Origin of the sequence: Brevibacillus sp. NPDC003359, assembly GCF_042878995.1 — a bacterium.
GTDB lineage: Bacteria > Bacillota > Bacilli > Brevibacillales > Brevibacillaceae > Brevibacillus.
Genome location: NZ_JBIAOR010000008.1, coordinates 204,084 through 216,961, shown reverse-complemented (window position 1 = coordinate 216,961; position 12,878 = coordinate 204,084). Strand labels below are relative to the sequence as shown.

Below are 12,878 nucleotides of genomic sequence, written 5' to 3'. Positions count from 1 at the left end.
CCCGCCTCTCCATATAAAGCAACAAGAAAAAAGCAAAAGAAAAAACGGGGCCGTCATGCTATTGACAGTCCTCGTTCATATCAGTGAAGCTGAAATTCCCCGCCATTCATTTCCAAGCTAGGATGGGCTCCAGAGGCGCTTGGACTGGAAATGCGCTTCTTCCCACGAGGCTTTGGTTAAAAGGAGCGAGAGCGGATTCTATGGAAGCAACTCTGAACTGTCCCTCCATGATGATCTAAAAGCTCTAAAAGCGGGAAGAGATCAAAGCTGTACGAAAGCACTGTCACATGTTTGGAAGGAGACCGCCCGAACGAAGAGAGGATACAGGCGACTGGAAAACATGTGGCAGGGCTTCTCCCGACCACTACCGTTAGAAGTCAACAACTAAGGGTTTTACGAAAAGAGAACGTATGTGCTATAATCAGTTAAAATTTTCCTAATCTACATAATCATCAAACAAAGGGTGAACGCAATGAAGATGTTTTTTCAGTATAACTGGCAAGTTCGGGACGAGTGGATGGAATGGTGTAAGCAGCTGTCGCCAGATGAATTGCTGCGCGAGCGTACAGGTGGGGCTGGCACGATTTTGTACACGCTGTTTCACATTACGGATGTGGAGTATAGCTGGCTTCGAGGTGTACAGGGGAAGCCGGATATTCAGGTATCGTATGAAGATTACAAGTCTCTGGAAAAAGTAAAAGAACTATCGGATGCTTGGCGCGTAGAATTGCGTGATTTCATCGAGCATTGGTCAGACGAGATGGAGAACGAACCAGTAAAGGTCGCCTGGGATGATGAAGTGTACACGAAGGGGGAGCTGCTTCGCCATGTCATCGCCCACGAGATTCATCACATGGGACAGTTGTCCATTTGGGCGAGAGATCTCGGGATTACGCCTGTTTCCGCCAATGTCATTGGTAGATCAAAAAAATAAAGTGTTAGACTGCGCTTTTACAGACTTAAAACATTATTTTTATCAGACAGTAATAGAGTAGGCCCATGCGTAGTTGCATGGGCCTTTTACAGGTCGGGACGAACAGGTCATCCATCTTAATCACCAATTTGAAAATCGAGCAAAGCGGCTTGTTTCCACATCAAGAGTTGAATCAAGGGAAAATAGAAAGACCTAAATGATAGACATCTCGATCAGCTACATTCTCTATGATTCTTGCTGATGATGGTTGTGTAGCGTCATATATTCCTTCGTAGAATTCAATTTTTACAATATCGAAATGATGGGTCGCCATTGGTAAAGAGTACATGTGTTCACCAACAGCTGCTGGAAGAATCATCTGGAAAGAAAAGCGCCCGTTGGCATCCGTAACGAATTCCATCTGTTTAACAGCTTCTGCGTTAAGATGACCAAGGAAACGGAAGGTCATTTTTTCATTTGGTAGCGGATTTCCGTTTTGATCGGTAACTTCTCCTTCAAATGTAACCGGGACAAAATCGTCCACACGCCATTTGTTTCCGTACCCGTAATTGATTGGTCCTGCTCCACTCGGAGCAATGATATTGGTAATCCTGGTACTACCAACATCTACTGGAGTGTCCACACGGTCGTTTGGATCGGACGTGCTGCGGTACTTAAAGGCCGATTTCAACTTGTAGGATTGTCCATCCGGGTTGACAACTAGTATGTCGACATCGCCCTCTGCATTTGCCACCGGGGCTTTTACTTTCATGTAACCGTCAGTATAGTAAGCCAGAATGCTTGCTTGGTTATCCCCAAAGAATACTTTTACATCCGGCTGTAGATTTACCCCGAACAGGAACACCTCTTTTTCTTCCGCTAACAATCCGCTAGAAGGTGTAACGCTTGTTAACCCAGGGGCTGGATCGCTCAAATAGGTGTAGGCACTAGCCAACACAGATTCTTTTCCATTTGGATTTACTACTTTCAGATCGATGGTACCCGGATTATCTCCTGGAGGCGCCTCTACCTTGATTCGGGTAGGATTATAATAGGTGATGAGCTTGGCTTCTTTGTTCCCCATGTACACCTTCAAGCTTTGGTCGAAGTCTTTGCCATCGATATAGATAGATTCGCCCCCATCCATCTTCCCGCTCGCTGGTGAAATTTTGGTAATAGCTGGAATCGAGTCCGGCGGCGCCTGGTAGGTATAGGCATTAGTAAGTACAGCTTCTTTTCCATCTGGATTCACGACTTTCAGATCGGTGGTACCCATATTATCTCCTGGGGGTGCCTCCACCTTCAATCGGGTAGGATTATAGTAGGTGATGAGCTTGGCCTCTTTGTTCCCCAAGTACACTTTCAAGCCTTGGTCGAAGTCTTTGCCATCAATATAAAGAATTTCGCCTCCCGCCATCTTTCCGCTCGTGGGTAAAATCTTCGTAATCCCCGGGATCAGCTCCGGCGGCGCTTGATAGGTATAGGCATTAGCCAGCACAGCTTCTTTTCCATCAGGATTCACGACTTTCAGATCGGTGGTTCCCGGACTATCTCCTGGAGGTGCTTGTACGCTCATTCGAGCTTCCCCATAAAAGTTGATGAGCTTGGCTTCTTTGTTCCCTATGTACACTTTCAATCCTTGGGTGAAGCTTTTACCATCAATATAAAGAGTTTCGCCTCCCACTAGCTTTCCACTGGTCGGTGAAATTTTCGTTATTCCTAGTTCTTGTGGCGCTTGATAGGTATAGGCATTAGCTAACACAGCTTCTTTTCCATCTGGGTTCACGATTTTCAGATCGATGGTTCCTGGATTATCTCCTAGGGGTGCCTCCACCTTCAATCGAGTAGGATTATAATAGGTGATGAGCTTGGCCTCTTTGTTCCCCAAGTACACTTTCAAACCTTGGGTGAAGTCTTTACCATCAATATAAAGAATTTCGCCTCCTGCTAGCTTTCCGCTGTTCGGTGATATTTTCGATATCCCCGGGATGAGTACCGGAGGCGCTTGATAGGTATAGGCATTAGCCAACACAGCTTCTTTTCCATCTGGATTTACTACTTTCAGATCGATGGTACCCGGATTATCTCCTGGAGACGCCTCTACCTTGATGCGGGTAGCATTATAAAAGGTGATGAGCTTGGCTTCTTTGTTCCCTATGTACACTTTCAAGTCTTGGGCGAAGTCTTTACCATCAATATAAAGAATTTCGCCTCCTTCCAGCTTTCCGCTATTCGGGGTAACTTTTGTAATCAAAGGTGAATCTGTTAATGCTTGCGCTTGAGTGGTTGAAACGCCTGGTGCAAAAAATACGAGTAACAAGATCATAAATATCTTTAGTCTTGTTAGTAAAACATTCGTCTTTTTCATTTTTGGATCTCCTTTTATTCTTTTCTATAATTTTCTTATCGGAATGTTGTCTGGTTATATTTAACTAGATCGCCAAGCTCGCTCTCTGCCCCTGTGCATAATTTTCCTCTTAACGGATCATACTCCAACTGTTTTCAATCACGGTTGTAAGTGAATGACCCGCTTGGGAGGTCGCAGAATATGTCATGGAAAAATCAATTGCTGAGGAAAAAGTCGGTTGCGCAAATGTTGGAGCAGGTGGATAAAAACGAAAGCTCTCTCAAAAAGTCATTAGGCGCTTTTGACCTGACGATGCTGGGCATCGGCGCGATCATGGGAACAGGGATTTTTGTCTTAACGGGAGTTGCCGCTGCCTTGCACGCTGGACCGGCACTTGTTTTGTCTTTTGGCATTGCGGCACTTGCCTGTGTGTTTGCCGCACTCTGCTATGCGGAATTTGCTTCGACTGTTCCGGTGTCGGGAAGCGCTTATACATACAGCTATGCGGCATTTGGCGAATTTGTCGCCTGGATGATCGGATGGGACCTGATTCTCGAATACGGAGTGGCTTGTGCTGCGGTAGCAAGCGGATGGTCCGGGTATGCACAGGGATTGCTAGCCGGGTTTAATATCCACCTGCCCCATGCGCTCACGAGTGCGTTTGATGCATCGAAAGGAACGATTATCGATTTACCTGCGGTCCTCATCATTGTCATCATTGCAGCTTTATTGATGAAGGGGACGAGAGAATCAGCGAGCTTGAATACCATCATGGTGTTAATAAAGGTAGCGGTAGTTATCCTGTTTCTCGTCGTTGGAGTCATGTATGTCAAACCGGAAAACTGGACTCCATTCATGCCGTTTGGTTTTGCAGGGGTAGCGACTGGTGCTGCAACGGTGTTTTTTGCTTTTATTGGATTTGATGCGGTGTCTTCTGCGGCCGAAGAAGTGCGCAATCCCCAACGAGACATGCCAATCGGGATCATCTCTTCCTTACTCGTGTGCACGATTTTGTACATTGCTGTCTCACTGATATTGACGGGGATTGTTCCGTACAATCTGTTAAATGTCAAAAATCCGGTCGCGTTTGCGCTCAGCTATGTCAATCAGAACTGGGTGGCAGGCTTCATTTCGTTGGGAGCCATCGTCGGGATCACGACAGTTTTGCTAGTCATGATGTATGGGCAAGCCCGGCTGTTTTTTGCGATGAGCCGAGATGGCTTGCTCCCCGAGCTCTTCTCGCAAGTACATCCTTGCACACAGGTTCCACAAAAGAGCACGCTCGTCGTGGCAGCATTAGTAGCAACCTTCGGTGGATTATTGCCCCTCTCTAGCTTGGCTCAGCTCACCAACATCGGAACACTGTTTGCTTTTATTTTGGTCTCGATTGGACTGGTTGTACTGCGCCGCACTCATCCGCAATTACCACGGGCTTTTCGCGTCCCATTTGTTCCGCTTGTTCCCATACTCTCGGTCCTCTTTTGCGGATATCTCGTCTTCAACTTGCCTGCGCTGACAAAGATCGGTTTTCTTGGTTGGCTGTCGGCCGGAGCGATCGTCTATTTTCTTTATGGGCGCAAACACAGTCGATTGGCAACAAAAGACGACTCCTCAAAAACATAAGTGGCAGGGTAATCAGATTAGGCATGTTCTACGCGAGCATGTCTTTGTTTGCTATCTGACAAAGCGATCCCATTCATGTTAGAGTAAAAGCAACCAAAACGACGAGGGAGAGCAGGCTATGAAGCGAAAACGAGCAGATCGACCTGGTTGGAGACGCGTGAAGCGATTGGGCTACCAGCAAAAATGGGTAGAGTCTTTATCTTTCTCTGGGTACACTGTCCGCCTGACTCTGGACGAAGTAATTGAGCCTGCCTACATGACTGTGGGGGATAAAACACTGTGTGTGGGCGATAGAGGATATGTATACTTGCAGTATTTTCCACATGGTCAAGCTTATGCCGTAACGAAAATGATGGATGAGCTAGGGAATACCGTGCAATGGTATATCGATATTTGCCGGGGACATGGCAAGGATGAGAACGGGCATATCTGGTATGACGATTTGTACCTCGATATCGTGGTTTTACCGACGGGGGAAGTATACCTGCTTGATCAGGATGAACTCGATGAGGCGCTGATAAAAGGAGCCATTACGAAAGAGGATCACCAGTTTGCCACAGAGATGGCTGATGGCATGCTACAGGATATTTTAGCGGGGAAACGCGATGCCTTTGACTTTCCCAATTTCTTTGCATAGAATGGTGAAGAGTTTTCAATAGTGAAAAAAAGGAGGGGATGGGAATGAATAACAAGGGCAGGAAGTTCCCAATCTACTCTTTTTGCTTCGAAGAACGAAGGCGATGTTTGCTTTCGTTCTTTTTTTGTTGAACGTAGTCCGTTCCGAAGAAAAGAACGTAGGGGGAGGCGCCATGCGGTATAAACGAGTCTTGGTCAAATTAAGCGGTGGAGCGGTAGCTAAGGAAAACGGGTTTGGTTTTGATCCTGTACAGCTGGAGCATATCGCGGGGGAGATTCTGGCTTTGCTGAATATGGGCGTAGAAGTAGCCATCGTGATTGGCGGGGGGAATATTTTTCGCGGGAACATGGCCGATCAATGGGGAATCGAGCGGGTCGAGGCGGACAACATCGGTACATTGGCCACCGTCATCAATAGCTTGATGCTGCGCGGAGTTTTGAAGGCCCGCGTAAACAGGGAAGTCAGAGTCATGACTGCCGTTCCGATCAATGCAGTCGCCGAGCCGTACATTCGTCTTCGTGCTGTTCATCATTTGGAAAAGGGCCATGTGGTCATCTTCGCTGGGGGAAATGGACAGCCGTATGTGACCACAGACTATCCGGCTGTCCAGCGGGCGTTGGAGGTAGGCGCGGACGCCCTTTTGGTCGCGAAGCACGGCGTAGATGGCGTGTACACCGCCGATCCGCGCAAGGACTCTACCGCGAAGCAGTACGTGGAGGTTTCTTTTGACGAGGTGGTCAGAAGAGATTTACGTGTTATGGACCAAGCCGCAATGATTTTGGCCAGAGACCATCAACTGCCGCTGCACGTGTTTAACTTTGACCAGCCGGGAGCCATGGCGCAGATCTGTCGTGGGGAGCAGGTAGGTACGTACATTAGCACAGAGCTGGAGGCATTGTATAAGTAGTAGGCAAAGGTTGGTGCGGTTAGTTTAGACTGATCCTAATAAAAGAGACAGCGGCAGCCTAGGACGAGAAAAAAAGTCCTAGACTTCCGCAGACAATTACATCTCACCTGGCGTTTTCTGTCCGATGGGGGGGATATGCCGAAGCTTGATCACGGTGAGTATGGCGATAGCGATCATGAGCCCGCCGCTAACGGTCACAACAGCATGCATGCCGTCGATAAAAGCTATCTGGGCGCCATGAAGAAGTGTTGAACCAAGAGGTTCGGGCAAAGCTTTTGCCGCCGAGACTGCCCCAGCCAGACTTTCGCTGGAGGCTCCGGATATTAACGTCGTAACATCTCTCGGTATGAAGCCGGCAATTTGAGTGCGGTACACGTATGTACCGATGCTGCCTAATACGGCAATACCAAGTGCAAATGCGAATTCACCGCTCGTCTGCAGCAAGGACACCGCCGAACCCGCTTTCGCCGGCGGGGCCGTACCGACAATTAGATCGCTGGACAAGCTCGCAAACGGGGCTGCTCCCACATTAAAAAAGATATAACCGATGATCAGGGTAGAGAGTCCGGTTCCCGCTCCTACCTGGGACAGTAGAATACAGCCAGCCGCCGAGACGGCAAGGCCTGCCCCGATAATGAGCGACGGTCGGATCCGCCGAGCGATGATCGGCGAAAACAACATGCCCGCCATCGATGCAACCACTCCCGGGAGCATGCACATCGCTGCCGCGAGCGGCGATAGTCCTTCCACGAATTGAAGATGCTGTGCGATGAAGAGCATGGAAGCGCCTGTCAAAGTAATGCCGAACATGCCGCCCAGCGCTGTGCTGAAGGCGGGGTTTGCGAATAGGCGCAAGTCCAATAGCGGACTGTCCAACCGTTGCTGCCGTCTTACGAATAACGTCCCGAAAGCAACTCCAGCCGCGATGGCAATGAGCGGCAAGGTCTGTAGACCTTGCGTAGCGATTTCCTTTAGGCCGTATATTGCTGGTAGAATGGTGAACATCGACAGCATGACGCTAGTTATATCCAAATGACCAGGTGCGGGATCCCGATATTCGGGCAGAAGGTGGGACGCAGTCAACAACAGCAGCGCCATGACTGGAACGCCGAGTAGAAAAATCGAACCCCATGAAAAATGCTCCAGCATCATCCCGCCGACTACGGGGCCAAGCGCCATGCCTCCCATGGAGCACATGAACCATATGCCTATGGCGAGAGAACGCTGCTTATGGTCGCGGAACATATTGCTGATTAAAGCCAGGGACGAAGGCGATATCGTCGCCCCGGCTATACCGAGCAGCGCCCGTGCTGCAATCAGCATTCCGGAGGTGTTGGAATAAGCGGCCAACACCGAAGCCGAACCAAATGCCGCTGCGCCGATCATCAGCAGCTTACGGCGTCCGAGCCGATCTCCGAGTGAGCCCATCGTGATCAGAAACCCCGAGAGCATGAAGCCATATATGTCCATGATCCATAACTGCTCTGTACTGTCAGCGCCGATAGAGACGCTTATGTGAGGAAGTGCGAGAATCATTACGGACAAGTCTATCGAAACGAGCAAGGCAGGCAATGAAAGCACGGCAAGCCCAATCCATTCGTTCAAACCGGCCCGGATATTCGATTCAAACGCAGCATCTTTCATTGGCCGTCCAGAGCCTCTCCGAGCCGATCCAACATTACCTTTGTTCCGTGCTCACGCTGTTCAGGCGTATCGAGACCGTCCAGAAAAACTCCCTGCTCGGTATAGATCAAGCGCGTGCCGCCGTCCACGGAATCGAATTCCACCGTTGTCACGGAGACAGACATCCGCTTGTCTTCCATGTCCAGAGTGTATGAGTATACAATTCGCCTATTCTGAACGATCTCCTGATAGCAGGCAACGAATGTGTAAACTGGTCCCCCAGGCGGACCACCACGATTGAATTCGCGTCCGCCGACGCGGAAGTCGAACTCATCGGCTTTAGGAAACCAACTGGCTTTGGCTGCTTGACCCGCCCATGCAGCGAATACACGGGCAGGGGAATGTTTATAGTCCCTTTCGATGACAAATGTGGAATGCTTAGCAGATCTTTCACTCACAGTCGAAACCTCCTTGTCCGGGTTCTTCCGGATGCTCGTCTAAATATTCACCAAGTCGGTCGAGGTGGAGATCCATACTCGATTTTCTCTCGGCGAAAAATTTCTCATGATTCATTCTCATCGTCCGTATGATTTTCATGAAATGCTCAACGGTAAACGGTTCGTTCCTTTGCATCCGACTCGATACATTCTCAAGCTCGTGCAAGAGTTTCTGCTGCATGCGGATACTTTCTTTCAAGCTGTCTATTTGAATGGTCACAATGTCTGACAGGCTGAGTTGATCTCCGTCCATAACGGCTTTAATCTGCTCCAGCGATAGCCCCAACTCCTTCAAGGACAAGATTTGCTGTAGGCGTGAAATGTCCTTTTCGGTGTAGAGTCTGTATCCGGATGGCGAATAGCCGGACGGCGAAAACAAGCCTATCTGATCGTAAAAACGCAAAGTTCGTATCGTAATTCCCGCCATTTTCGCAAGTTCTCCGACTTTCCACTGTTGCTTCATGATCAGCCCCTTTCTGGGTCGCTAGCGTTTCACCGGTAACTTCACTATAAACCGTTACGTAACGTAATGGTCAAGGATCCATATGAATTTTTTTCCAATTAGTCTAAAACTTTATGATCTCGGAACATTTAAAAGCCCCTCTTCCTGCTTTTTTGTTTACAATGGATAACAGATTGTTGATTTGCTTTGAAAGGATGTCATACATGAGTAAAACAGTTGTACTGGCAGAAAAGCCTTCGGTAGGACGTGACATTGCCAAAGTATTGCAATGTCACAAAAAAGGAAACGGCTTTTTTGAAGGAGATAAATATATTGTAACGTGGGCGCTCGGGCATTTGGTCACCCTTGCTGATCCTGAAACCTACGGGCAGCAATTCAGCTCGTGGCGAATCGAGGATTTGCCGATTATGCCGTCCCCATTGCGCTTGGTCGTGATCAAGGAAAGCAACAAGCAATTCCAGGTCGTCAAACAACAAATGAGACGCAACGATGTCGGGCAGATCATCATTGCGACGGATGCAGGGCGTGAAGGAGAGCTCGTAGCCCGCTGGATTCTCGAGCTGGTGCACGTAAATAAACCAATCAAGCGCCTGTGGATTTCCTCGGTGACAGATAAAGCGATCCGCGAAGGCTTCCGCAATCTGAAGGACGGCAAAATCTATGAAAACCTGTTTGCCTCCGCCGCTGCTCGTGCAGAAGCAGACTGGCTCGTAGGAATCAACGCTACGCGCGCCTTGACGTGCAAGCATAACGCCCAGCTCTCATGCGGTCGTGTCCAGACGCCAACACTCGCCATCGTCGCAACGCGAGAAGAGGAGATTCGTCGCTTTACACCCAAGCCGTTTTACGGACTGTCTGCAGTGGCCCAAGGTCCGATTCACCTTCAATGGCAAGATCAGCAAACGAAGGATGTCAAAACGTTTTCCAAGGAGAAAGCGGATCAGCTAATAGCCTCGATCAAACAGGAGAGAAGCGCAGAAGTCATCGAGATTACCCGTGCTCACAAAAAGACATTTGCTCCGCCGCTGTACGATCTGACGGAGCTGCAACGGGATGCCAATCGGCTGTTTGGCTATTCGCCAAAGCAGACGCTGTCCATCATGCAGGGATTGTATGAGCATCACAAAGCAGTGACCTATCCGCGAACCGATTCTCGCTATCTGTCTGCTGATATCGTCGAGACGCTGCCGGATCGAATCAAGGCTGTCCAAATGAAGCCATATGCACCCCTCGCAGCCAGAATCCTGCGTGCGCCGATCAAAGCGAACAAATCGTTCGTGGATGACAGCAAAGTATCTGACCACCATGCCATTATCCCGACGGAGCAAGCAGTTTTCCTCGGTGATTTGAACGATAAGGAACGCAAGATTTTCGATCTCATCGTGAAGCGCTTCCTGGCCGTTCTGCTGCCTGCCTTCGAATACGAGCAAACTACCATTCAGGCGAAAATCGGGAATGAAACGTTCCTGGCAAAAGGAAAAACCGTGCTCTCACAAGGCTGGAGAGAGGCGTATGACCACGATGTGGAAGAAGACAATGCGAAGGACGGCGTAAAGGAACAAATCCTGCCTTCTCTTACAAAAGGAGATCGTCTGCTTATCCAGTCGATATCCCAGACCAAGGGTGAGACGAAACCGCCAGAGCCATTTACGGAAGCGAGTCTGCTGACTGCGATGGAAAACCCAGCGAAATATATGGCGAACGAGAGCAAGGATTTGATCAAAACGATTGGGGAAACAGGCGGACTTGGTACGGTAGCAACCCGCGCAGATGTGATCGAGAAGCTGTTTAATAGCTTTTTGCTAGAGAAGCGCGGCAAGCATATTTTTGTCACCGCAAAAGCCAAACAATTGCTAGAGCTCGTCCCAGATGAAATGCAGTCGCCGACCTTGACAGCCCAATGGGAGCAAAAGCTCGGTGCCATCGCCAAGGGAAGCTTGAACAAGCGAGCGTTTATCGAAGAGATGAAATCGTACGCCAAAGAAGTCGTCCAACAGATCAAGAACAGCGATCAGACTTTCCGTCACGACAACCTGACCAGAAGCAGGTGCCCGGAGTGCAATAAGTTTTTGCTTGAGGTAAACGGAAAGCGCGGCAAAATGAATGTGTGCCAGGATCGCGAATGCGGCTATCGCAAAAGCATTGCCCAGCAGACCAATGCCAGATGCCCAAAATGCCACAAAAGATTGGAGCTGCGCGGGGAAGGGGAAGGTCAAACCTTTGTCTGCGCATGTGGGCACAAGGAAAAACTGACGAACTTCCAGGATCGTCGCGATAAGGAAAAGGGCAGCAAGGTTTCGAAGAAAGAAGTAGCCAAGTATTTGAAAGGACAGGACAAGGAGCAGGACGAAGGAATCAACTCAGCGATGAAAGACGCACTGTCCAAATTTAAGTTCGACTAAAGAGGCGTGAAAAAAGGCGGCCGACAATTCCTGTCAGCCGCCTCATTTTATTTACTTTTTCTCCAGCACAGCAAAGTAATTATCTTCATCGTCTGCGAAGTTAAAGACGCGGCCCGAAGGCATCGTGACAATGTCTCCAACCTTTACATTTTTATTAACCAGGTCGTTACGCAATTCCTCGATATTTTCCGAAAAGAGCAGGAGGGAAGGAGTGCCAAGATTCATTCCGGGAGACATTTTCGCAACGAATTCCTTATTGTGCAGAACGATGTTTGTTTCAGCGCCTTGTGCGGGAGCAATTTCAATCCATCTCATTTCACCGTTTTTCTCTTCTGAAACCACACGAAACCCTAGTTTTTCCGTCCAAAAGTTCACTGCTTGATCCTGGTTATTGACATACAACATGATTTGCCCGACTTTGCTAATCATCATAGATGCTGTCCACTCCCTAAATGGTAGTTAAAACCCGACGCTCCTAATCCTTTCCATCCCGACGGTATCTGATACCCGATGCCAATGGATTTGTCTAGCTTGTCTTTATCTTAGCATGAATAATCAGATCGAATTTCTTTTCGATTGCGCATTTTAAAAAATGAATTGCATTTCGTAAAAGAGGAGCATATACTCACAATTGAAAGTGAGTAATCACTCGCTAAAACAAAAAGGTCATCGCCAGCCTAGTTCTGTGGCTTGTTTTTTTATCATAAAAAGAAAGTGATTACTCACTCCGATATTTAGGTAGGGGGAAGCGTTTATGAAACCAGTTGTTCGCTCCATTTGTATCGGGGGACTGTTACTGGCATTGACGGGCTGCAATTGGACATCCGAAAATCATCCGTCACTGTCCGGGACAATCGAGGCCATCGAGCTGCCGATCGTAGCTGAAGTAGGAGGATTGGTTACAAACGTGACGGCAGAAGAGGGGAGTGCAGTAAAAAAAGGACAAGTGCTGGCTCAAATCGATAAACGAAGCTACCAAATTACTGTGGCAGAAGCACAGGCAGCATTGGATCAAGCGACAGCCAGGCTAGAAGAGGCGAAAGCTGGTTCACGCGACACGACGATCCAAAGAAGCATGGCCAACGTCCAGCAGGCAAGTGCGAATATCCAACTGGCACAAGCGAGAAAAAATCAGGCGGAAGCAGGCAAAGCACGTGTTACTGAGCAGATGACGCAGGCAGAATCGCAATGGCAGGGGGCGCAGCAGACCCTTTTGTATCAACAAAAAAGACTCGGGGAAGCAACAGCGCTCTTCGAAAAAGGAGCGATCTCTGCCAAAGACCTCGACACGCAAAAAGAAGCAGTGAACCAGGCAAAAACGCAGGCAGATCAATGGGCGGCACAAGTAGCGCAAGTGCAGGCACAGTACCGTTCTGCGCAAGAAGACATGCAGCTTCTGTCTCTTGATCCTGACCGTCGCTATCCTGCGATTCCGCAAGAAGATCGAATAAGAGGAGCGTAATAGA

At 48.8% G+C, this 12,878-nt stretch carries 11 protein-coding genes; 6 read left to right on the top strand and 5 right to left on the bottom strand.

From position 1 onward, the window contains the following. The first annotated feature begins 472 nt into the window (after nucleotides 1-472). Nucleotides 473-934, top strand: a complete 462-nt coding sequence (locus ACFYU8_RS19895) for a DinB family protein (RefSeq protein ID WP_390302563.1) — start codon at nucleotides 473-475, stop codon at nucleotides 932-934. A gap of 172 nt (nucleotides 935-1,106) precedes the next feature. Here ACFYU8_RS19895 and ACFYU8_RS19890 read toward each other — a convergent pair whose 3' ends face one another. Further along, nucleotides 1,107-3,281 (bottom strand): IPT/TIG domain-containing protein, encoded by a 2,175-nt coding sequence (locus ACFYU8_RS19890; protein ID WP_390302560.1) that lies wholly within the window; start codon nucleotides 3,279-3,281, stop codon nucleotides 1,107-1,109. 180 nt (nucleotides 3,282-3,461) lie between these two features. On the opposite strand from ACFYU8_RS19890, the gene bcaP reads away from it, so the two are divergent. The 3 genes from bcaP (at nucleotide 3,462) to pyrH (ending at nucleotide 6,427) form a co-directional block, all read left to right on the top strand. Beyond that, nucleotides 3,462-4,883 (top strand): branched-chain amino acid transporter BcaP, encoded by a 1,422-nt coding sequence (gene bcaP / locus ACFYU8_RS19885; RefSeq protein ID WP_390302557.1) that lies wholly within the window; start codon nucleotides 3,462-3,464, stop codon nucleotides 4,881-4,883. Between the two features lie 118 nt (nucleotides 4,884-5,001). Then, the gene (locus ACFYU8_RS19880; protein ID WP_390302554.1) at nucleotides 5,002-5,520 is read left to right on the top strand and encodes a ribonuclease FAU-1 family protein; all 519 of its coding nucleotides are present in this window, start codon (nucleotides 5,002-5,004) and stop codon (nucleotides 5,518-5,520) included. Nucleotides 5,521-5,692: 172 nt separating this feature from the next. Next, nucleotides 5,693-6,427 (top strand): UMP kinase, encoded by a 735-nt coding sequence (gene pyrH / locus ACFYU8_RS19875; RefSeq protein ID WP_390302551.1) that lies wholly within the window; start codon nucleotides 5,693-5,695, stop codon nucleotides 6,425-6,427. 96 nt (nucleotides 6,428-6,523) lie between these two features. Here pyrH and ACFYU8_RS19870 read toward each other — a convergent pair whose 3' ends face one another. From ACFYU8_RS19870 to ACFYU8_RS19860, 3 genes are read right to left on the bottom strand one after another with little or no spacing between them, the layout of a single operon-like run. Beyond that, nucleotides 6,524-8,071 carry an MFS transporter gene (locus ACFYU8_RS19870; RefSeq protein ID WP_390302548.1) on the bottom strand — a complete coding sequence of 516 codons (1,548 nt, stop codon included), beginning with the start codon at nucleotides 8,069-8,071 and terminating at the stop codon, nucleotides 6,524-6,526. Beyond that, nucleotides 8,068-8,508: an SRPBCC family protein gene (locus ACFYU8_RS19865; protein WP_390302545.1), complete on the bottom strand. Its 441-nt coding sequence runs from the start codon at nucleotides 8,506-8,508 to the stop codon at nucleotides 8,068-8,070. Before ACFYU8_RS19865 ends, ACFYU8_RS19870 begins: the two co-directional genes overlap by 4 nt. Then, entirely contained in the window at nucleotides 8,501-9,010 is a 510-nt protein-coding gene (locus ACFYU8_RS19860) for a MerR family transcriptional regulator (RefSeq protein WP_390302542.1), read from the bottom strand. The genes ACFYU8_RS19865 and ACFYU8_RS19860 overlap by 8 nt, the downstream gene beginning before the upstream one ends. Nucleotides 9,011-9,213: 203 nt before the next feature. Between ACFYU8_RS19860 and ACFYU8_RS19855 the strand changes: the two genes are divergently transcribed. Beyond that, on the top strand, nucleotides 9,214-11,412 hold the full coding sequence (locus ACFYU8_RS19855) for a DNA topoisomerase III (protein WP_390302539.1): 2,199 nt from the start codon (nucleotides 9,214-9,216) through the stop codon (nucleotides 11,410-11,412). A gap of 51 nt (nucleotides 11,413-11,463) precedes the next feature. Here the strand turns inward: ACFYU8_RS19855 and ACFYU8_RS19850 are convergent, their stop codons facing one another. Then, nucleotides 11,464-11,841 (bottom strand): VOC family protein, encoded by a 378-nt coding sequence (locus ACFYU8_RS19850; protein ID WP_390302590.1) that lies wholly within the window; start codon nucleotides 11,839-11,841, stop codon nucleotides 11,464-11,466. 325 nt (nucleotides 11,842-12,166) lie between these two features. Here ACFYU8_RS19850 and ACFYU8_RS19845 point away from each other — a divergent pair, with 325 nt between their 5' ends. Then, a complete protein-coding gene (locus tag ACFYU8_RS19845; RefSeq protein ID WP_390302536.1) occupies nucleotides 12,167-12,874 on the top strand; it encodes an HlyD family secretion protein in 708 nt (235 codons plus the stop codon). The last annotated feature ends 4 nt before the right edge of the window (nucleotides 12,875-12,878 follow it).